24 protein-coding genes and 1 pseudogene are annotated in these 20,066 nt (G+C 51.2%); 12 read left to right on the forward strand and 13 right to left on the reverse strand.

Features of this window, described 5'->3' with window-relative positions:
- Positions 1-392 (reverse strand): annotated as a pseudogene (locus AXW11_RS12125) (multidrug ABC transporter permease/ATP-binding protein); the annotation flags it as partial.
- 206 nt (positions 393-598) lie between these two features.
- On the opposite strand from AXW11_RS12125, the gene AXW11_RS12130 reads away from it, so the two are divergent.
- Positions 599-1,210, forward strand: a complete 612-nt coding sequence (locus tag AXW11_RS12130) for a TetR/AcrR family transcriptional regulator (protein ID WP_286792316.1) — start codon at positions 599-601, stop codon at positions 1,208-1,210.
- A 106-nt stretch (positions 1,211-1,316) separates the two neighbouring features.
- Positions 1,317-1,952 carry an endonuclease gene (locus tag AXW11_RS12135; RefSeq protein WP_286792317.1) on the forward strand — a complete coding sequence of 212 codons (636 nt, stop codon included), beginning with the start codon at positions 1,317-1,319 and terminating at the stop codon, positions 1,950-1,952.
- A gap of 168 nt (positions 1,953-2,120) precedes the next feature.
- On the opposite strand, the gene AXW11_RS12140 is transcribed toward AXW11_RS12135, so the two are convergent.
- Positions 2,121-2,816 (reverse strand): acyl-CoA dehydrogenase C-terminal domain-containing protein, encoded by a 696-nt coding sequence (locus AXW11_RS12140; RefSeq protein WP_286792318.1) that lies wholly within the window; start codon positions 2,814-2,816, stop codon positions 2,121-2,123.
- Between AXW11_RS12140 and AXW11_RS12145 the strand changes: the two genes are divergently transcribed.
- Positions 2,806-3,687 carry an Lcl C-terminal domain-containing protein gene (locus AXW11_RS12145; protein ID WP_286792319.1) on the forward strand — a complete coding sequence of 294 codons (882 nt, stop codon included), beginning with the start codon at positions 2,806-2,808 and terminating at the stop codon, positions 3,685-3,687. The two genes, AXW11_RS12140 and AXW11_RS12145, sit on opposite strands and share 11 nt — an antisense overlap.
- 525 nt (positions 3,688-4,212) lie before the next feature.
- Here the strand turns inward: AXW11_RS12145 and AXW11_RS12150 are convergent.
- The 5 genes from AXW11_RS12150 to AXW11_RS12170 form a co-directional block, all read right to left on the reverse strand.
- Positions 4,213-4,404, reverse strand: a complete 192-nt coding sequence (locus AXW11_RS12150; RefSeq protein WP_091643569.1) for a hypothetical protein — start codon at positions 4,402-4,404, stop codon at positions 4,213-4,215.
- A 166-nt stretch (positions 4,405-4,570) separates the two neighbouring features.
- Positions 4,571-5,749: a replication initiation protein gene (locus AXW11_RS12155; RefSeq protein ID WP_091643693.1), complete on the reverse strand. Its 1,179-nt coding sequence runs from the start codon at positions 5,747-5,749 to the stop codon at positions 4,571-4,573.
- A gap of 570 nt (positions 5,750-6,319) precedes the next feature.
- A complete protein-coding gene (locus AXW11_RS12160; RefSeq protein WP_177190646.1) occupies positions 6,320-6,496 on the reverse strand; it encodes a hypothetical protein in 177 nt (58 codons plus the stop codon).
- Between the two features lie 310 nt (positions 6,497-6,806).
- A complete protein-coding gene (locus AXW11_RS12165; protein WP_091643566.1) occupies positions 6,807-7,319 on the reverse strand; it encodes a GNAT family N-acetyltransferase in 513 nt (170 codons plus the stop codon).
- Positions 7,282-7,608: a type II toxin-antitoxin system TacA family antitoxin gene (locus tag AXW11_RS12170; protein ID WP_091643563.1), complete on the reverse strand. Its 327-nt coding sequence runs from the start codon at positions 7,606-7,608 to the stop codon at positions 7,282-7,284. The genes AXW11_RS12165 and AXW11_RS12170 overlap by 38 nt, the downstream gene beginning before the upstream one ends.
- A gap of 313 nt (positions 7,609-7,921) precedes the next feature.
- Here AXW11_RS12170 and AXW11_RS12175 point away from each other — a divergent pair, with 313 nt between their 5' ends.
- Both AXW11_RS12175 and AXW11_RS12180 read left to right on the forward strand, forming a co-directional pair.
- Positions 7,922-8,887 (forward strand): DNA-binding protein, encoded by a 966-nt coding sequence (locus tag AXW11_RS12175; RefSeq protein ID WP_091643560.1) that lies wholly within the window; start codon positions 7,922-7,924, stop codon positions 8,885-8,887.
- Between the two features lie 167 nt (positions 8,888-9,054).
- Positions 9,055-9,594: an HNH endonuclease family protein gene (locus AXW11_RS12180; RefSeq protein ID WP_258955219.1), complete on the forward strand. Its 540-nt coding sequence runs from the start codon at positions 9,055-9,057 to the stop codon at positions 9,592-9,594.
- Between the two features lie 49 nt (positions 9,595-9,643).
- Here AXW11_RS12180 and AXW11_RS12185 read toward each other — a convergent pair whose 3' ends face one another.
- Genes AXW11_RS12185 through AXW11_RS12205 form a run of 5 tightly spaced genes read right to left on the reverse strand, consistent with a single transcriptional unit; the run spans position 9,644 to position 12,710 of the window.
- A complete protein-coding gene (locus AXW11_RS12185; RefSeq protein ID WP_143071166.1) occupies positions 9,644-10,039 on the reverse strand; it encodes a hypothetical protein in 396 nt (131 codons plus the stop codon).
- Complete coding sequence (locus AXW11_RS12190) at positions 10,032-10,637, reverse strand: hypothetical protein (RefSeq protein WP_091643552.1); 606 nt, start codon at positions 10,635-10,637, stop codon at positions 10,032-10,034. The genes AXW11_RS12185 and AXW11_RS12190 overlap by 8 nt, the downstream gene beginning before the upstream one ends.
- A complete protein-coding gene (locus AXW11_RS12195; RefSeq protein ID WP_091643549.1) occupies positions 10,634-11,047 on the reverse strand; it encodes a hypothetical protein in 414 nt (137 codons plus the stop codon). Before AXW11_RS12195 ends, AXW11_RS12190 begins: the two co-directional genes overlap by 4 nt.
- Positions 11,044-11,997 carry a ParB/RepB/Spo0J family partition protein gene (locus AXW11_RS12200; protein WP_091643547.1) on the reverse strand — a complete coding sequence of 318 codons (954 nt, stop codon included), beginning with the start codon at positions 11,995-11,997 and terminating at the stop codon, positions 11,044-11,046. The genes AXW11_RS12195 and AXW11_RS12200 overlap by 4 nt, the downstream gene beginning before the upstream one ends.
- On the reverse strand, positions 11,994-12,710 hold the full coding sequence (locus AXW11_RS12205; RefSeq protein ID WP_091643544.1) for a nucleotide-binding protein: 717 nt from the start codon (positions 12,708-12,710) through the stop codon (positions 11,994-11,996). The genes AXW11_RS12200 and AXW11_RS12205 overlap by 4 nt, the downstream gene beginning before the upstream one ends.
- A gap of 156 nt (positions 12,711-12,866) precedes the next feature.
- Between AXW11_RS12205 and AXW11_RS12210 the strand changes: the two genes are divergently transcribed.
- From AXW11_RS12210 to AXW11_RS12230, 5 genes are all read left to right on the forward strand, one after another.
- On the forward strand, positions 12,867-13,070 hold the full coding sequence (locus tag AXW11_RS12210; protein ID WP_091643540.1) for a hypothetical protein: 204 nt from the start codon (positions 12,867-12,869) through the stop codon (positions 13,068-13,070).
- A gap of 134 nt (positions 13,071-13,204) precedes the next feature.
- On the forward strand, positions 13,205-13,354 hold the full coding sequence (locus tag AXW11_RS12215) for a hypothetical protein (RefSeq protein WP_153634927.1): 150 nt from the start codon (positions 13,205-13,207) through the stop codon (positions 13,352-13,354).
- Between the two features lie 5 nt (positions 13,355-13,359).
- Positions 13,360-13,719: a hypothetical protein gene (locus AXW11_RS12220; protein WP_143071165.1), complete on the forward strand. Its 360-nt coding sequence runs from the start codon at positions 13,360-13,362 to the stop codon at positions 13,717-13,719.
- A gap of 26 nt (positions 13,720-13,745) precedes the next feature.
- Positions 13,746-14,156, forward strand: a complete 411-nt coding sequence (locus tag AXW11_RS12225) for a hypothetical protein (protein ID WP_091643536.1) — start codon at positions 13,746-13,748, stop codon at positions 14,154-14,156.
- A gap of 100 nt (positions 14,157-14,256) precedes the next feature.
- Positions 14,257-14,619, forward strand: a complete 363-nt coding sequence (locus tag AXW11_RS12230) for a hypothetical protein (RefSeq protein ID WP_091643533.1) — start codon at positions 14,257-14,259, stop codon at positions 14,617-14,619.
- Between the two features lie 268 nt (positions 14,620-14,887).
- On the opposite strand, the gene AXW11_RS12235 is transcribed toward AXW11_RS12230, so the two are convergent.
- On the reverse strand, positions 14,888-16,771 hold the full coding sequence (locus AXW11_RS12235; protein ID WP_091643530.1) for a sigma-54-dependent Fis family transcriptional regulator: 1,884 nt from the start codon (positions 16,769-16,771) through the stop codon (positions 14,888-14,890).
- Between the two features lie 209 nt (positions 16,772-16,980).
- On the opposite strand from AXW11_RS12235, the gene AXW11_RS12240 reads away from it, so the two are divergent.
- Together AXW11_RS12240 and AXW11_RS12245 are read left to right on the forward strand one after the other, a co-directional pair.
- Positions 16,981-17,904, forward strand: a complete 924-nt coding sequence (locus AXW11_RS12240) for a transporter (protein ID WP_069183784.1) — start codon at positions 16,981-16,983, stop codon at positions 17,902-17,904.
- Between the two features lie 39 nt (positions 17,905-17,943).
- A complete protein-coding gene (locus AXW11_RS12245) occupies positions 17,944-20,055 on the forward strand; it encodes a PQQ-dependent dehydrogenase, methanol/ethanol family (RefSeq protein WP_091643527.1) in 2,112 nt (703 codons plus the stop codon).
- The last annotated feature ends 11 nt before the right edge of the window (positions 20,056-20,066 follow it).

Raw genomic sequence — 20,066 nt, forward strand, 5'->3', positions numbered from 1 at the left:
CCGTAGACCAGCTCCGGCAAGTGCACAAAGGCGATTGTCAGGTTACGCAGGTCGGTGCTCAGCGCCGCCAGCAGGTGCGGCCCGCCCACCTTTTCCAGTTGCTCGATGTCCGTGGCCAACACCCGGCGCACCAGATCCCGGCGCAGGCCGTAGACCATCCGGTGTCCCAGCACATGCAGGGTGACCTGGGCGGCCGTGGCAGTGACCAGCAGCGCCACCAGCAACAAGGCAAACTGCAGCAGCACCACCGGCAGGTCCGCGCCACCGGCCAGCAACCGCTGACTGATAAACGCCAATACCGCCACACTCAATACCGCACTCAGCACACTGAGCACCGCCACCGCCGCGAAGGCTTTCTTTCTACGGGAAAATAACAGGCCCATGAGGGTCATGAGGGATGTCCGCCTCCTTGGACAGGGAAAGCAATAAAAGAGAATCGCAATGATATTGATTCTTATTTATTAATCAACCTTGTTTTCGTGCGGTTAATCCCGTTTTGGCTACGCCCTTACCACTTTGCCTTGCTTATTGATGCCCACCGTCATTGCCGGAAAGTGTCCTGCTCAATACCATTGAGTGATATCACAGGACTTTCTTCATGACCCAACAGCTCAGCGAGCGCGGCCAGCGTCGTCGACAGGCACTGCTTGATGCCGCCACCCACACCTTCCTGCAGCATGGCTATGACCGCACCACGCTGGACATGATCATTGCGGAAGCAGGTGGTTCGCGCCGCAGCCTGTATGAGTATTTTGGCGACAAACGTGGCCTGTTCAGCGCGGTCATTGCCCACCACGCCCACAAGATGGTGCACGATATCCGCAGCCTGGAACTGGACGGATTAACGGCCCGGGAAGGCCTGGAACTGCTGGGCCACGCTTTTTTCAACGCGCTGACGGATCCAGTCAACTTGGAGTTGTATCGGCTGCTGATAGCGGAAGGGGCGGCCTTTGCCCAACTCGGGCAAACCGTTTACGAAGCCGGGCCACACATGTTGCAAGAGCAGTTGCAGCTTTACCTGCAGTGCCTGCACGACCGCGGACTCCTATCAGGAGCCCAGCCCAGCCCCCATGCCGCCCGGCAGTTTTTCGGGATGATCAAGGCCGACTTCCAGCTCTGCGCCCTGCTGGCGCCCAGCCAGCTTCCCGACGAAACCGCGATCACTGCACATATCCAGAGCTGCGTGACGCTTTTGTTAGACAACCACTAGTCCCACCGTTGGCACCACCTGTCTGCTCGGTATACATTGTAGATATCCGTCACCCTGGCCTTGGGGGCTAAGATGGCAATATTGGAAATGTGACAGGATTCACAATATGCACAAAATTACACTGGCTTTACTGGCAAGTTTTTTGCCGGTTGCGGCCAGCTACGCCGATGGCATGGACGCACTGTTCCTCAAGCAGGTTTACGCCAACGGAGGCAACACCCTTTATTGTCAGGAGCCCTTCAAGCCTGGTGATCGCATTTCGGTAGAGCAGATTTACGATGAACGCCGACTGGCTCAGCATTTTGGTTGTCGCAGCAGTCGCCTTTGCGAAAACAATCCGCAATTTTCTGATATTCGCAAGGACCGTCACGCTCTTTTCCCTGTCACCCGCCGCGCCGAGCTGGACCGCCGGCGCACCCTGTTTGGCGATCTGCCTGACACGACGGCAAAAGACAGTAACTGCGGTTACAAACAATCTTTCCAGGTATTCGAGCCACCGGTCAGCGCCAAGGGAGACGTAGCCCGGGCCATGCTCTATCTCCACGAACGTTACGAGCTTCCCCTGCTGGGTACCCTGGATATGTACCAACGCTGGAACCAGGAAGACCCGGTCACCGACGAAGAGCGCCGCCGCAATAACGTGATCGAGCAACTGCAAGGCAACCGTAACCCCTTTATCGACGAGCCCGACCGCGCGCAAAGCCTCCAAGGCAGCTCACCCTTGAACATGCAGTTTCCGTAGAAGAGGCGCAGCACGCTTCATGCTGCAAGCAACAACACGTCGCAAGGGTGAACGAATCACGCTCCTCTGCCCTCCGCGCTGAAACGTTAACAGGCATAAAAAAACCGCCCCCCTGGAGGTGCGGTTTCTTTATGCGTGCGGCGTGTTGCGTGCCACATGCAGCGGTCTTTAAAACAGATCCGCATCCAGATCCATCATGGTAGCCGCGCCACTGTTCAGCTGGGCCGCCAGGGACTGGGCTTTCGGCAAGACACGCTGGAAGTAGTACTGGCCGGTGATGCGCTTGGCTTTGGCGAAGTCATCATCACGACCGTCCGTAGCCGCCAGCATCTGGGCCCACAGCCATGCGTAGATCACATAGCCAAAGATATCCAGATACTCCACCGCACCGGCACTGATGGCATCCGGGTTATCACCGGCCTGGGCCAACAACGTATCGGTGGAGGACTTCAGCAATGCCAAAGCCGCTTGCAGATCGTCCTTCACAGCGGCCAGCTGCGCGTTGTCGCCATTGGCATCAACCCAGGCCTGGGCATCCGCCAGGAAGGCATCCACGGACTTGCCGCCGTTGCGAGCCACTTTACGGCCGGCCAGGTCCAGCGCCTGAATACCGTTGGTGCCTTCGTAGATCTGGGAAATACGGCAATCACGGACGAACTGTTCCATGCCCCACTCACGGATATAACCGTGACCACCGAATACCTGCTGACCGGTGATAGTGGTGTCCAGGCCACGGTCGGTGAAGAAGGCCTTGGCAATCGGGGTCAACAGCGCCACGCGATCTTCCGCTTTTTTCTTGGCGTCTGCGTCTTCGCTGAACTTGGAGGTATTTATTAAGGTAATTTCTATTACTGTGTTGTCCACCGCTTTGACTGCATGTGGTGGCGGGGGCGGTAGTGATGAGAGTACTGATACTGAAGGTCCCATTCAAACAGCCCTGGAAGCGCCTTCTATAACGGAGGTTCAAGTTGAAGCGACGGCGTCTTCGATATCGTGGGTCCACACATCCCTCTCGGCAGTCTCAGCCTACAGAGTCTATTCCGCAGTTGAAGCCATCACTGACCAGGAAAACTATTCGGTTTTCGATGGCGCACAGCTCTCAATGAACTCTACTTCACCCTTTTTGCTCGAAACCCCCAGGCAGGCAGAGATCTATCATATTTACGTGACGGCGATAGCTGACGACATGGAAAGTGAATTCAGCGGAAGGGCTCTCAGTGTCCCTCGATATCAAGCCGTCAATGAAGGGGAGTGGGTCCGTGATTTAGTTACCAATTTGGAGTGGCGTCGGTGCTTTATTGGCATGGAGTATGATGCAGAAGTGGAAAGCTGTGTTGGTTCACCAACGCGCCTTTACTTTGACGAGGCGAAAAACGCAGCCAACGCTTTGGGCGCGAGGATTCCGGATGTATGGGAAATGCTTGGCCTGAATTTCTGTGATACTGGCTCAAGGGCATGGTTTGCTGGAAACCAAAATCCAGGCAGTGTTGAAAATGCTGATTGTGAATCAACCGACCCTAAAGATGATCCTGAATTGAGTTTGGAGGTCGCAGGTCATTATCCCGCTGTTTTTCCTAATGTGCCAACTGACGCGGGGTACTGGACTAGAACCTTTTGCTATGACTTCTCAGGTGATAATCGGGATCGGTACTTGATCAACTTCGGGGATTCAGCGACCTGTGGTTCACCATCTTCAGCACTTTGGCTGTACCTAAGGCCAGTTAGGGACATTTGATGGGCGCTGTTGGCCGGAAACTCAACATTGAGAGATTTTAAACATTGCAGGCACGGCGACGTCTTTTCCAGTGCGCCTTCGGCTCTATTCCGTAGGCCCGCATGCTGCAAGCGTTATCTCTAAATCGGAATGTTCGCTTTGCGACCAAACCCAACTTCGCTCTTCAGTCACCCAAGCATCTCCAATTGCCAGGCAACCCACTTTGGGGATGCGAGAGTCGCGACCAGACTGCACTCTAAAGATCAAGTTTGCGCGTTGTTCGAAGTGCCCTGAATTAATTTATGGACTGCGCGTAAGAGCAGTAGACGTGTCTCGGTGATATTTACAGGAAACCCCACAGCCACTGGGCTACAGGCCGATCCAAAACCTCCTGAACTAAAATGAACACCGCACCTGGTTTAACATAATGTTTATTATGCGTAGTATGCTAAACGGTAGGCAGCTAACAACCTAAGCTTTGTTTATTGTTCTTGTACTCCAGTCTTCACTATTGGGAGTCGTAATTGTAAATTGGGTTATAGGTGGTCAGTCCCAAAAGATAGCGGCGACAACTACTGGGGAGCCGATAGCGAAAACGCCGGCGAAGACCCAGGAGAAATATTGCTCCCAGACGCGGTGGTCGCTAAGTAGATCGCCGAGGTGGAATCCAACTATTCCACCGATCACGAAAAGCGTGATTGCTAAAGGCCCGGGCATAGTTTTCTTTTCTTTTGCCATGGCTCAAATCCTCCCTGGAGCTGCTCCGCAATTACCCTGTTTATTGGACCTTAGTAATTTTAGTTGGTATCTGCAGACCTGGCAGGCGTGTTTGGGCAGACTTTGGTTTATGCAGGGAATCTGAAGCGGAGTTCTGGGCTTGTGGCCTAAAGAGGTAGGAAAGCGTTCAATCGGTTGTAGATCGGAATTTTTCGACCTGTTGGGCAACAGAATAATTCAGAAATTCCGAATAACTGGAGAAAGGCTCTCCCCTATCCTTTTCTGCGGCAACCAGATTACGGAATTCGGCAGGAGTAGCGCACTCGTGGAATAAAGGATGGCTTGTGCTTGGTTTTGAGGCGTCCGCCTTAGTTTCCTGTTCTATCGCATCCAGTGGTAGTTCTGGATTTGCATAGTTTTCTCGAACTGCCGTTACAAACCATCCAGCGGGATTGCTGAGTGTTTGAGACCTGTGGTGAGCTTTCGCCAGTGCCAAATTGCTGACGATTCGATCCTCATCATATTTGGTGAAGATCTCTCTGCAGGAGGCATCGGTTACTCCGAGAGCTCTGAGATCCGAGTAAAGCGGATGGTTCGGAAGATCCTCCAAGGTGTCGATGGTCTTCCACTCGAACTCAAGGGCAACCGTTTTACGGCCGTGCTTTATCTTTTTAACGTAGACCTTTTTAAATTCAGTAAATTGCTCAATCTGGGCAATAGCCGGCTGGAGAACTTTCTGGTTGAGATTGGCGAATCTTTCGTATGTTTCCGGGTTGTAGCCCATCAGCTTCGAGAAGTTATCCCAACCATTGCGAGCAGCGAGCTTAGGATCAAGCCCAACGGTCCGGTTGCCGAACTTACGGTACTGCTGAAATAACTCATAGAGTCGAATCGCGTAATTCGATTTCATTCGCAGAATTCGACCTAACTCATAAAGTGTGAAGCGGCCAACCAGGCCGATCAGGAAAGGCTTGAGCTCTTCACTAAATTTGATGCCGAATGATCCACGCTCACAATAAGCTTTGGAAACCCATTGGTACATTCGCCATTCGCCGGTGTCTTCATTCCGGATAGTGACTTGCTTGCTCATAATGCCTTTAGAAATGCGGCGGAGATCTCGATAGGCGTTTTTGGGGTTGAGCTCCAAATGGGCTACTAGATCCTGAACCTGGAAGACTTGCTCATGGAACTGTGTCTGATCTTTACGGATCTGCGCCATGGCAACCAAAAGAAGTTTGTGCTCTTGGCTTGTCAGCTCAAATTGCGCCTCAACCAAGGCGTTGGCTTTCGCAACCCGGAGTTTAGGGGTGTTTTCGTTGAGTGGAATTAAATCGAGCTGGTGATTAGCTTCAGCTGCTTGTCCCACGATGAACCCCGAATAAGTGAATTGATGGTTCGAACAAATATCACCCAACAGAAAAAGCTTCAAGGGCGAAGGGCAAGAAGCAACTTCAGGATGGTAAAAGGCAACCCAATGACGGCCATGGGCAACCAAATGACGTTTGGTTTAGATATTCCTGGTAGACCGGGCTGGTCACGAGCTCTCTAGTTTGCCGGTTTAACGTCGAATTCGCCGTCATAAGGTTGCCTTTAGCGGCTCACAAGCATCCATTTGCTCAATTCTTCATCGAATTTTGATTGTGAAGACCTGAAATGACCATCATTCGGTTGCCGAAATCCTGGCTGAGCCCGTCATTGAGTTGCCTTTAGCTGTTTTTGAGGTCGCCGAACCGTCATCGAGTTGCTTTTAGTTAGCACGAAGGCCTGAGTAGTGTGCCGCCCGTCATAAGGTTGCCTTTAATTGGGGCCGGGTGAAGCGGTTCTTACCGTCATTCGGTTGCTTTTGATGGGTGCGATCGGCACCAGGTTAGCGGGATATCGGTTTTGACACGAAAGATCCCGTCATTGAGTTGCCTTTTAACCCGAGAAACTTCATTTAGGTTGCCGAATGACTGTGTTTTCTGGCCTCAAGACCGCCGTCATCTAGTTGCCCTTGGTGAATGCTCTCTGCCAACTTGTGGAAAACACAGCTTTTTTGCTGACCATCGTTAGGTTGTGGGTGACCGTCTTTTAGTTGCTCTAAGAATTCTTGAGGGTGGCTTTCTACCGTCATTGAGTTGCCCTAGACCGTCTCAAAGATACTGAGTCTTCATGTGAGTTGCCCTAATCGTTCTACCTTGTTGTTTTGGCGTTATTTTTCAGCTCCGAAACAAACATAACTATAGAAACATAAAATAGTGCAAACATGGCTTATGGACTTCTATCTCTGATACAGGCACACCAGTGACCGGCAACCTGGATGATACCGTTGTAACTGCTGCCCCGGTCTTCAGGGCCCCGTTAGCTGGAGCGCATTGCCTTTCAAAGATGGATTCTCTCTAAAAGCAATACGGTCTGCAGACCAGTGCTAGACGACGAGCGATCTACGCTATGCCTGCAATAAAGTTGCACACGCCTATCGGGAGCCACAGCTTAAGGCCGGTCTCATCGATGATCTCAAGGTCGTCCCCTGCCCTATCAAGGTAAAAAGCTTTTGCATCCTGGTCCTTGGCATCAATAACCAAGCCTACGCCACCTACGGCATCTGAAATCTCAGCTGCGGTAATGATCGAGTAGGTAAAAAGACGTTTGCCACAACCCTGCCCCTTGTACCGGTTATCCACGGCCATTTTGGCGAGCAACAGAGCGGGTACCGGACTCTTAAGTTTACGGCCGGCAAAGCACTCATCTGGAATGTCGATTGTGGTGGGAGTCAGCGTCACAAAACCCATGACCCTATTTGAGTCTCTTGGATCTTCCAGGACAAATGTCCTTGTCATCCTTTTGGAGTCGGATGACCGCGCGCTGTTAGCTAAATAGTTATTCAGTTGTTCATTACCACAGTCAAAATCTCTGCGGTTATGTCTCTTTTGAATCGGTGTAAGTTTCGCTCGCATCTATCGTTTCCTTGTAGTCGAGCGCGTCCTGAATGAGCTTGCTTGATCTGGGTTTCCTAGGCTTACGATCCATTAGATTTAGCATTCGGTTACCCGTCTCAACGGTCACCTTAATGCGAGTCATCTGGTCGATCACCCTTTCCGCCCGGCTCATGGATGACTCAATCACAAATTGTGACAGGGTCACGCCTGTTAGCTCAGCAGCTTGCGCTATGTACCTCTGCGTCTCCGTACTGACTCGCGCCACAATGCGCGGATCAGTGGATCCGTTCCCCAGCTGTTTCTTCATGGCAGTGCTCCTAATATTTTTCGTTGGCTGGCGAGGAGGCCCTGTAAGCCTGGGCAAAGGCAAATGCGGTCGCAGAATTTTCTCCCCCTCCTCATGGGTCTGCCAGCCCTCATATATTATCCCTCCACTGGCTAATAATCAACCTGTGTGCCGATCCGGCACACAATCAAGGCAGGTTTAGGCAGCTGGAATTCTATCCAAACACAATCTGATTTTAAATATTTATTTGTTTCTTTGTTTGTTTATTAATTTGTTTGTTTATTTAGTGGGAAACGCTATACTTAATACACATCACCACTGATTCGAGGTTTATATGCGCCCAGCTGAATTTGAAGACGAGCAAATCATCGAAGCGGCCAAGCGGTTATTGGGCGCCGGTCGGCGAGTAACCGGTTTTGCCTTGAGGAAGGAAATCGGAGGCGGCAACCCGTCGCGCTTGGTGAGGGTTTGGGAGGACTATCGCCAAAGCCAGGAGGTTGTTGAAAGCGAGCCCGTCCAGGATCTTCCTGTCGAGGTTGAAGAAGCGCTGAATGAAATGACCAGCTCATTCCTGGATCAGGTCAGGACACTTGCGATCAATCTTAACAACCGTGCTGTTAAAACCGCAGAGCGCCGAGTAGCCGATGTCATGAAGTCGGCGAAGGAGCAACAACAAAGCGCGGAGGCAGAGCTGATTGATGCAACAGCTGCCTTTGACGAGTTAGAAGGACAGGTACAAAGCCTTCAGGAAGCGCTCGAAGCCATGAGAAATGAGCTCCAGTCAGCCAACGATGATCGAAAAGATCTCAGCACCAAGCTGGTAAAACTGGAGAAGGATCTTGCTGTTTCGGAACAGAAATTGACCAAAGAGCAAGAAAAGGCCAGTGACTTAAAGGTCGAGGTTGCAGGTCTCAAGAAAGCTAATGAGAGTCTGGAGAGAGACAAATCTGATCTTCGAAAGCAGAGGGATGGCTGGGCGACGCTTGTGGAAACCCGGGAGGCTGAAGTCTCCACGTTAAGCGGGCAGTTGTTAGAGGCACAAGGACGGTTGAAAGAGCTTGAAGCCGAAAAGAAGGCGATTACGACACAGTCCGAAGAGCGAAAGAAAGAGCGTGATGAGGCCCGCTCCGCGCAGAAGAGTGCTGAAACAAAAGTCACGCAGCTCGAAACCCAGTTGGAAGCGAGCCAACGGCGGAATGATGAATTAAAAGCCGAAATACCGGTACCCGAAAAACAAGGGAAGAATTCTCAAAATCAAGAAAAGAGTCCTGATTCGACGAAAAGAGGAGGAAAGTCGTGATGGGGTGCCGGACGGCGTGGTTACTGATCTTAGTTTTATCGGCTTTGCCCTTGGTTGGGGCAGCCGATGTAATCAAAAGGTCCGCCTCTGGCATCTGTCATGGCCCGGAAAGTCCATGGTACGACGCGGTGAAAAACTACGTGGGGTTTACGGATCTCCAGTCGTGTATGCAGTCGGGAGGTCGACTGCCCAAGGGAACCAAAGCAAGTCAGGAGCAAATCAATGCTCAGGTTTACAGCCGTGGCCACTATGGAAGCGGATGGGCAGATGATGATGGGGATTGTCAAAATACACGGCACGAGGTGCTGGCAGAGCGATCCACAACTCCGGTTCAATACAAAGATGAATCTGAATGCATCGTCGTCTTCGGGCGCTGGATTAGCCCGTTCACGAACGAAGTCATCCAAGATGCCCGGCAACTGGACGCAGATCATATTGTGCCGCTTTCCTGGAGTTGGCAAAGGGGCGCTGATAAGTGGAGTGATCAGAAGAGAGAAAAATTCGCCAATGACCCCTCGAATGTCCTAATCGTAGAGTCGAGTCTGAATAGTTCGAAATCTGACAAAGGGCCTGACCTATGGTTGCCGCCAAAGGGTCGGTGTGGCTATACGGCGAGATTTACGAGGATCGTATTGAAATATCAGCTGCAGCCGAATCCCGCCGAATACGAGAAGATCAAAAATATACTTGAGAGGTGTAAGGGGTGACGATTTGAAGAGGGCGTATTGCACACTCTACTTGGCCTGTGCGTAATAATCAGAGTTTTGAGCAGGGCCCTTTTTCAACCATTACAATCGTCTGAAGGGTATCGGGGTTATACAGCGCGAAAACGTACTGAAACCACCCCGCTCCAGTGCGCTCAAAGATTCCGAAAGCAAGGTCGTTACCGCATCGACCTTTCGATTCACACTCAAGATACACATCATCCTCGCCCAGAATTTTGACTACCCAAGTCCCGCTTTCATTGGTATGCACGTATTTATCATCAGTGACCAGGGCTTCAGATCCTTTGAACTCCCTTGGTCCCTGATTAGAGACGGTGGCTGCGGCTTCAGGAATACAGACGAAGGTATCGGCCGATGCTAGTGATGGAACAGCTATCAGTGGCATGATCCAGGCAAGATAACTCCAGCATATCGAATTCTTAGGCACTGGCTTTTACTCCCGTTAAATCGGCGATGAATCGCTCAACCTTTTCAGCATCCTCATTGTTGAGAATTGCGAAAACGGGACGCTTTTGGGCCCCCTCTTTTACGGTGGCGCTTGCAAATTCATGCTCGTAATCTTTCACCTGCTTTGCGACAGTTTTCGGGATTTGCACCGTGATCGTCTCCAGATCCGGCGCGTCATCCAGGATGCCAAGAAACAAAGCCTTTTCCTTGGCTTTGGTCACCCCGATGTTCACTTGTTGCCGTGACATTCCAAGTAAACGGCCGACTTGGGACATGCCATAGCCGTCAACCAGGACAAGCGACAACGCCATGAAAACCCAATACTTGATGTATCGAAACTCTGTGGTGATCGACACAAGCTGCAATTGAGTGAACACAGGTTGTTCGGTCGGTGCCACAGCGTGCTTGAACAGATCCACAAGGACCTGATAATCCCTCTCTGCATTTGGAGCGTCTCGCTCAAACACTTCCAGAGTTGGTACGCCTTCAACTAGAACGCGGTAAGCGCGATCTTTCAGTTCCGGAGAAGGCTTTACAGCCCTTACTGCCTTGGCGAAGGATTGAGGATGAATATTCATTGACCTAACCCCGCGTATGTCTGAACAGCTGCCCGTTGTGTGTCGGATAAGGGGATAGAGCTCAGAAACTCCGTGAAGGCTTGCTCATCGGATAATTCCTGCCGTTCGGAACGCCAGGTCTTCCAGGTTGCGATGGCCTGGTCGTCATCGGTTGGCTCAAATCCGTTATCCAGTGCCAAATCGAGTGCGGCCGCGTATGCCCATTTCGGAACGATCCGGGTGCCGTCAGCCCAGGATCGGAGGTGTTTACCTCTCAAACTGTCCCTCTCAGCACCGTAACGGACTCTGCCGATATCGAGAATGCGTTGAGCGGTGACATCGTGGCTTTCCTGTGGCCCGAAGACCGCCAAAACGTGCGCAAAGAACACGCGGCCATCCCCTACCCTCTGTTTTTTGGTTTCATCGCTCATAATTTACCGCCAAACAGCGCTTCGCCGATTTTCTCCCAGTCTTTCTTCCAGCTCCTTGGGACTTTGAAGCGCATGGCGTTGCCTTTCCCATCTTCAATTTCCAACACGCCCTTTTCGGCCACATTCACTTTCTTGGCCGAGAACGTCATTGGTTTCGGCGTCTGTGGTTCTTGCTCTTTCTTTGCAGGTTTGGATCCTGGTACTTCCCTGCCCTCTTTAAGCGCTTTTACCCTGGCGGCGTACTTCTGTTCAGCCCCGGATGAAATTTGGCCAGCTTCAAGGATTTTCTGGGCTTCGGCCGCGGCGTATTCCTGATCGAGTTTCCATAACTCAACCAGGCTGCCAAGGGTGTTCAGGTTGGTCAGCGCTTCAGCGCGAACAAGCATCTGGATTTCTTCGGGACCGTTGAAAATCTTCAGGCGTTTGCTGAGATCGGTTTTCGAGAGATCCAAGTCTTCTGCGGCCTCGCCCTGCTTTTTCCCGGACAGTTCCACATACCGTGCACAGGCTTTGATGTCTTCCCAGGGTGTCAGGGGGCGTCGATCATCGTTGTCAGACTTCTGCTTCCGAAGAATTTCTGCCTGCTCTGGGGCGGTAAGCTCCGCCGGCTCATACTCATAAACAATGGCGTCGATATATTCCCAACCGGCTTTTTGGGCAGCTTTCCAGCGGTTTTCGCCATTGCGGATCTTGTATTGATTAGGTCCAGTCATCACTACGGTAATGGGTTGATGCTGACCGTCCTTTTGGAGCTTGCGCGCTAGAGAATCAATGAAATTAGGATCGAACGTTTCGCGCGGTTGGTTAGGATCAGGAGTGATCGATGAGATCAATACACGGCAAAGTTCCCCAGTCGCGGCAATAACGACGGGTTTGCTAGCTTCCCTGGTCTCAGTGGATTCTTTTCTGCCGCCACCCAAAGCGGCTTTGAGGCCTGCCTTTTTGCTCATGCCTTGCCCTCATCCAGGTCCTTCAGAATTTCGTCGGCCAAGTCTCGGATGTCGTTTGCAGACTCCGATCGCTTGGCATAGTCAACGATGCCCTGGCCGTAGGCGTGGGCTTTCTTGAACTCTTCAGAGCGACGAATGGTTGTCTTGAAAACTGGGTAGGGGTAGTCCTCCCCGAATAACTCCAAGGCCATCCTGGTTAAATCTTCATTGGCGCGGGTACTGGTCAACAAAACCCGGAAAAACGGAGCTCCATCGCGAAACTCTTGAATCTTGCTGAGTGATTCCACGCAGATCTCTGTTGCGCGGAAGTCTGCGGGTGCGGGCTGCAGAGGAACAATGACGTAGTCTGCCATAGCCATAACAGCGCTATTGATCTTGCTGGCTTTCCCGTCTTCTTCATCGTCCATATCGACAATGATGCCTGCGGTGTCAATCAAGATGATGTCGTTGGAACCTTCATAGGCTTTGATGTTGACCTTGATCATCGGGTCATACATTCCAACCACCGGTACTTTGGCGTTATCACCCGCCAAACTTTGCCAGTGGACACAACCACCTTCTTTCTCGGTGTCAGCGATCACCGTGGAGTACCCGCGATTCACGAATTCACAGGCCAGGTTAATAGTGGTGTTGGTCTTGCCGACGCCACCTTTTCGGTTGATTACTGCAATTTTGATGGGGCGTTTGAGCTCAGGGGCAAAGGGCTTCGCCATTGGGTAGGTCCTTCTGTTAGGTCGCCACGAGTACCGGCGAACGTGAGTAATGGCTCATCCTACCGGTTTTTTTGTCAAACTTTCAACAAAAATACTTTGACTCGAATCAAATAGCGCCATCTAATATAGAACTATATGAAAATGGAGAGTTTCGAGATGGATCTGGTGACGCGAAACGGATTGTGGTGTGTTGTATTCGAAGGCGATTTGGGCGAACAGTTTCAGAAGACTTTTGGCTCCAATGTGGTTCCCCTGCCCATCGAGTCGTCTGTTCCAAAGAGCCAGGCGCTTGAGCATCTGGAAAGACATAAAGATTCTTTGAGCATGGATTATCTGTTTCCGGCCGGAAACTCCAGGTGACGGCTATTGTTGTTCTGAAAGATAATCTAATCTTTTTGGGCCTGAAAGATATACCAAAAGGTTGACAAAGAAAGGCGATAAAGTTACGCTTTAATGGCATTCAAATTGGTTTACCGCAAAGCGAGGTAAGTTAGATGGAAAAGGTAAAAAGGGGTCAGACGGTCCGGTTGGGTCGAGTGCTGGCCAAGGTTAAGCGGGTCTATAAAAACACCCTGGTTATTGAGACACGAGGCGGTCGTCTGAGAGTGGCCAGGGAAGATGTCGATATGGCATGGGGGGCGTGAAAGTGATGGCCGAAAAATTCGTAAATCTACACCAGCGTCGGCTCGTGCTTATAGAGACGATGGGCAACCTCGATGAAGAAAAGCGCCGCCTGAAAGCGCGGATGTCGAGCGCAACAGACGAAGCAAAGCGGCGAATTGGGAATGAGATCGAAGAGCTTCAGCAACAGCGCGAAGCAGCACGGCTAGAGCTGGCAGAGATAAATCAGGCCATCAAAGCCAGTAAAGCGGTGAAGCACCGCGGAGGCGCCGATGTCTCCGTTTCGCAATTGTTTGTTGAGCTCGCTCGAAGACATCTTGAGAAAGAAGACTTCGACTACTTGTATCAGCAGTCCCTGCAAGCCGCCAACTGCGCGAACGATCTTTAATACCCTTCTGATTCTAGGAAAACCCTATGCCACAAGTAAATGTTATCGACCGCCCTACCCTGAAAAACGTCATTCGTCCGGCACTGGACGCGAAATTGGCCGAGCTTTCAAAAGAGCTTGGGCTGCAAATTACTTCGGGAAGTGCCACGTACGGTGATGCCACTGGCAGTTTTAAGCTGAATCTTGCGACCATCTGTGAAGACGGCGTCGTAATGACGCAAGAGCGACAGGCTTTCCTGGACCTCCATGAGCTTTATGGTCTGCCCGAGAGTGCACTGGACGCCGAGATCACTTTGTCAGGGCTTCGGCTCCGTATAGCCGGCATTCGGACCAAGGCGCCCAAAAATAAGATCCTGTTGACCAGTCTCGATGGCAGCGGGAATCGTGTTGCTCCACTGAGTCTTGTAAAGGCAGCGTTGAAGCGCTCACAGGGCTGAAATGGAAGTTAGTAATGCGGGTCCGTGTTGACCCGCATTTTTTTCATACCTGTTCCCCATGGAATCAGGGCGTCAGAAACCAAAGGAAGGGGATTACACAATGCACACGATGAAGCGGCTCGCCCGAGACCGATTTTTAAGGTTCGCTGCGCTAACTCTGTCCAATCATGAAGAGGGCGCTATTTCGCTGAGTGATGCTGCGCGGTTGATTGAATCCCATGGGGACGGGATGGCCGAGGCGTTTGGCGCAGTGGAACAGTTCGAACTCGTGAAAGTGGTTGAGGAGACCAGAGCAGATGTAAAGCTTTTCCTCGAAACCCAACATGGCGTCTTCGACTATCAGTGGCTGATCATGAGCGAGCGGACGGTTGGCCGATTTCAGCAGCTCGTGAATGAGCTGCCAAAGTTTAGAAGCCTGCGGTACCGAAGGCTCCAGGAGCGCGTTGGAAGATCCCTGATCTGATCTTCGGGCTCCGTCTTCAGAGCCCCTACCCTACCCGCTTCTGGTGATGAGACCATAAGTTGACCACAGTTTGGCGCCATAAATTGGCCGCTCTGGTCGCAAAGCGGACATTTGGAATGGGCGGACAACGACCGGCACAGCCAAGCTAATGCCCCACAACTAGAAGCCGGATACACCTGACAAACTGTAATGCCCAGGCGCTTACTCGGTGAAAAGAGCGGCGCGTTTTATCCCCTCATGAGAAATTCGGGCTAGTCCACGAATTACCTCAGAGGCCAAAATGTTTAATTTTCCGATAGAGAGTGGCTCGTGTTATTCCTAATTCTCGAGCCGCGGCACTGACGTTGTGATTGTGTTTCTCGAGCACACATCGCACCGCTTGGCGCTCCGCAGCGGCGAGTGTGCCGCCCTCGCCTACGTCCACATCCGCAGTATCATTTTTGGCCTTGATGTCCTCGGGCAAGTGCTCAACATCGATAATTCCCTGAGTAGAAAGCGCCTGGCCAAGATTCAGTGCCTGCTGGAGCTCTCTAATATTGCCTCTCCACGAATGGTGCCTTAAGAGATTACGAGCCTCAGCTGTCAGAATTGGCGGGGAATCTTCCTGTGACATTGATGCCAGCAAGTGATCAATTAAAGCATCGAGGTCTTCACGCTCCCGCAGAGCAGGGAGCTGCACCCTGAGGCCATTGATTCGGTAGTAAAGATCGCTCCGAAAGTCCCCACTCTCCATAAGCTCATCAAGGTTCCGATGTGTCGCACAGACCAGAGAAAACGAGACGGGCCGAGACTTCTCTTCTCCAAGCCTGGTGACAATGCGTTCTTGCAAAACACGTAACAACCGTGCTTGAAATTCTACCGGCATATCGCCTATTTCATCCAGGAAGAGCGTACCGCCGTTCGCTTCCTCAAATTTCCCCTTGGCACCCCCACGTCGGGCACCAGTAAAAGCGCCGTCTGCATAGCCAAACAACTCTGATTCTATCAGGCCGGCAGGAATAGCCGAGCAGTTCACGGCAACAAACGCGCCTTTTGAAGAAGGCCCATTGGCATGTAGCGAGCGCGCTAAAACCTCTTTGCCTGTTCCGGTTTCCCCAGTCACCAGAACCGGAACTCCAAACTGAAAGGCCCGATGCGCCTTGTCAAAAAGTGGTTTTGTTGGCTCGCCCACATAAAAAGACTGACTGATGTCCGGCCGTCTTTGCGGTGGCGTCGATTTGACGCTCACGAGCCCTTTCCGAAGACTTTCAACCTTAAGAAAAAGCCTTGCCCCATTGTGACATTCCACCTCAACAGGGCTTTGTTGTGATCCCTCGATCTCGGCAGCGCGACATGAAAATAAGTCTTTGAAACAGACCTGACTCTGCGTCTTCTCGAGAGACTCGAGATCCAGCATCTGTCTGGCCGAGGGGTTTGCACCTAAAACTTCACCATCCTCGCCGAAATGTATCAACCCACGCATGGGTGACTGTGTAAGCTCCGGGCGATAGTGAAGGGCGAGGACCAAGGCGCCACGCAAATCGTCGACCATTCGATTCTCAACAGACCGAGTTGCGAGCGCAACTGCTTCAAGAATCCCGACCGGTCGGCCATCATAAGGTTTCGAAGCATTCAAAGCCCCGACCAGCGTCCCTGCAGGGTCAAAAATGGGCACTGCCACGCAGGATAGATCGCGGAAAGAATGCAAGAAATGCTCACTTCCACACACAAGCGAAGGCCTGCCTTCTATCAAAGCGCAACCGGGAGCATTGGTTCCAGCTATATCCTCTGAAAGGTCCATACCAGGATTCAAAGCGGCTCCCAGCAATTCGTAGCAGGGACTGTCATTGCCGAAATATTTAATGCTGCGGCCTTCTCTTTCCAGACACGCCAAAACCCAACCTGCAGAACTGATTGCACGAAACAACCGATGCATTTCAGGCTCGGCAAATGTCATGAGACGCTGATGTTGATTGCGGATATAAGAAATCTGGTCGAATTGCGCGGCCTCAAGTAAGAGCTGACCAGAGGGGGACACGCCATGTTTTCTGCATCTTAGCCAAGAGCGCAAAACCTCATCCCGCACCCACTGGGACGGTACAACATGCCCTTCGTCAAACAACTCACGGGCTTGCTGGACCTGAGTGTTCAGATCAACGATCTTTTTATGCATAAGGACACCCACCACTCTGTATTTTTTTTATTCAACCATCCAATTTTAGTGTATTGAAACGATCCACTTTTTTCCAAAAACTAAAACATAGATGCTATAAAGCCGCATAAGTAATTGTTTCATAATAATTTCCTAAGGAGCAATCGATCTGGCATATTGATTGCTTCACGTCGAGTGCAATACCAACAAAACTAATAAGAGGCTGCACTATGTCATCTGTATCAAACTATAAGCAAAAAAGTTTACTCGGTTCCAGAAAGGGGAATTTCAGCGTCGCTTCTGTTGGATTAACCACCATGTTGCTGACTTCCGGTAATGCAGTAGCTATTGACGTTGATGCCGGGGATTACACGGCACTGCCCGCCGGAACCAATCTTGGAATGGTCTACTATCAATACGCCACTGCAGACTCACTCTACTCGGATGGCGACAAAGCGCCCATTAATGCTGGATTAGACTCACAGGTAGGAATCCTGCGTGGGGTGCATTTCACTGAAATTGGCGGTTACACAGTAGACCCTCAATTTCTCCTCCCATTTGGCAAGGTGGAAGGAAAAGACGATACCTCTTCCCTTGGTGACACCAGTGGCATCGGCGACCTGATACTTGCGGCGACAGTTTGGCTTGTAAACGAGCCCGAAAGTAACACCTATTTCGGCATTACTCCGTTCCTGTATGTTCCGGTAGGGAGTTACGATCGAAATGACACATTAAATCTTGGCGAAAACCGGTGGAAACATACATTACAGGCGGGTTACATAACTGGTCTCACTTCTAACATCTCATTAGACCTGGTTGGTGACGTCACTTTTTTCGGCAAGAATGACGAACTCGGTGCCTCCAAGGCCACTCTGGAACAGGACCCCTTGTATCAGCTCCAAGGCTTCCTGCGTTATAACGTAACGCCGCAATGGGACCTTCGCACCGGTATTTCTCATACTTTCGGCGGTGAGACACAGATAAATGATATTAACCAGGACAATGACCTTGCCACCACCAAAATGACAATCGGTACGGCATGGTTTGCGAATCCGGGACTGCAACTAATCGCAAATTATGGAAGCGATTTGTCCGTAGAAAATGGATTTAAAGAACAACATCGACTCAACTTTCGGATTCTAAAGGCGTTTTAAAATCTTATAAAACAGTAATAAAAACGAAAGGACATAGAAATGAAGCTGATTAATAGTCACTACAAAAACCGTTTCACAAAAAAAGCGATAAGTAGGGTATTAGTTCCATTTTTAGTAATCGGAGCCAGCACCGTTATTGCCGCCGATCAGGTTAACCAAAGCTATATCATTGAAAATGCCAAAACCGGCAAGGACTGGCCCACCCATGGTTTTGATTATGCGGAGACGCGCTTTAGCCCTCTTTCCCAAATTTCGGCGGACAATGTCGAAAACCTCGGGCTTGCATGGTCCTACAACCTTGGGTCTGAGCGAGGTGTCGAGGCCACTCCACTTGTTGTGGATGGCGTGATGTATGTCTCTGCCTCCTGGAGCATTGTACATGCACTTGATGCAAAGACCGGCAAAAAACTCTGGACCTACGACCCTGAAGTACCTGGGGAGGCGGGCTCCAGGGGTTGCTGTGATGTTGTAAACCGTGGCGTGGCAGTGCACTACGGAAATGTCTATGTTGCATCCTACGATGGTCGACTGATCGCCATTGATGCAAAAACCGGCGAAAAAGTTTGGGAAACGAATACTCTGCCCGACAACGGCATGAGCTACACGATTACCGGCGCACCTCGGATTGTTAATGGCAACGTGATCATAGGCAATGGTGGGGCCGAATTTGGAGTCAGGGGCTACATCACAGCTTACGACGCCAAAACCGGGGCACAGAAATGGCGTTGGTATACTGTGCCGGGAAATCCGGACGAACCGTTTGAAAACGAGGCCATGGCTCGCGCCGCAAAAACCTGGGACCCGAGTGGAAAATACTGGGAGGCCGGTGGCGGTGGCACTGTATGGGACTCTATCGTTTTTGATCCGGACCTGAATCTCTTATATATCGGCACGGGTAACGGATCTCCATGGTCACACAAGAAGCGTAGTCCGGAAGGTGGGGATAACCTCTATCTCTCCTCGATTGTTGCTCTCAATGCCGACACTGGTGAGTACGTATGGCATTACCAAGCAACGCCCGGGGACAACTGGGACTATACTTCAACGCAGGACATGATTCTCAGCGAGCTCACGATTGATGGAGAGCGTCGCAAAGTTATCATGCAAGCTCCCAAAAACGGCTTCTTTTTTGTTCTCGACCGGACAAACGGTGAATTCATATCGGCCGACAATTATGTCGATGTTAATTGGGCCACGGGATACGACAGCAATGGTCGTCCAATAGAAGTTCCTGAAGCACGATCCATGGACGAACCCTTCGATATCGTCCCTGGGCCTTTTGGTGGCCATAATTGGCACTCAATGTCTTTTAATCACCAAACCGGCCTGGCCTACTTCCCGTCTCAGCACATCCCTATCACAATGGTCGAGGACCCCTCCTGGGAAAGCATAGAAAGCAATGAGCCGGGACAACCCATGAGTGGCATAGGTTGGAACACCGCTTTCCAACTCAACGTAGCGCCACCATCAAGCAAGCCATTCGGGCGACTTACAGCCTGGGATCCCGTTACGCAGCAGGAAGCCTGGCGTTACGAGCACGTCTCTCCCTGGAACGGCGGAACCCTGACAACGGCCGGCGATCTGGTATTTCAGGGAACCGCAGACGCTCGCTTTATGGCGTTCAACGCGCAAACGGGTGACCACCTATGGGAATCCCCAATGGGTACCGGCGTCATTGCAGCGCCCATAACCTATGAAGTAGACGGCACTCAGTATGTCTCTATTGCAGCAGGCTGGGGCGGTGTTTTTGGAAAATCCCAGAGAGCCTCCGACCTCAAGACCGCCGGTACTGTTTATACGTTTGTCCTGAACGGTGATGCCGAGATGCCTGAGTTCACCAAGTATCAGCTGAACTCACTGGTTTCCGGCGTTGACTATAATCCCGACTTTATTGGAGAAGGCACGGCTCTCTACGTCAGTAATTGCGTGTTCTGTCATGGTGTTCCTGGTGTAGACAAGGGCGGTAATATTCCAAACCTGGGCTACTCAAAGAAATCAGTTATTGAAAACCTGGACGCCTTCCTGTTTCACGGTCCATTCGTTTCCCGTGGCATGCCTGATTTTACCGAAACGCTGAATGAGATAGATGTCGAGAAAATAAAAGCGTTTATTCAGGGTACTGCAGATGCTATCCGTCCGAAAAGTCAGTGATTTGAGGGAAA

Origin of the sequence: Marinobacter sp. Hex_13 (assembly GCF_001566815.1) — a bacterium.
Classification (GTDB): domain Bacteria; phylum Pseudomonadota; class Gammaproteobacteria; order Pseudomonadales; family Oleiphilaceae; genus Marinobacter; species Marinobacter salarius.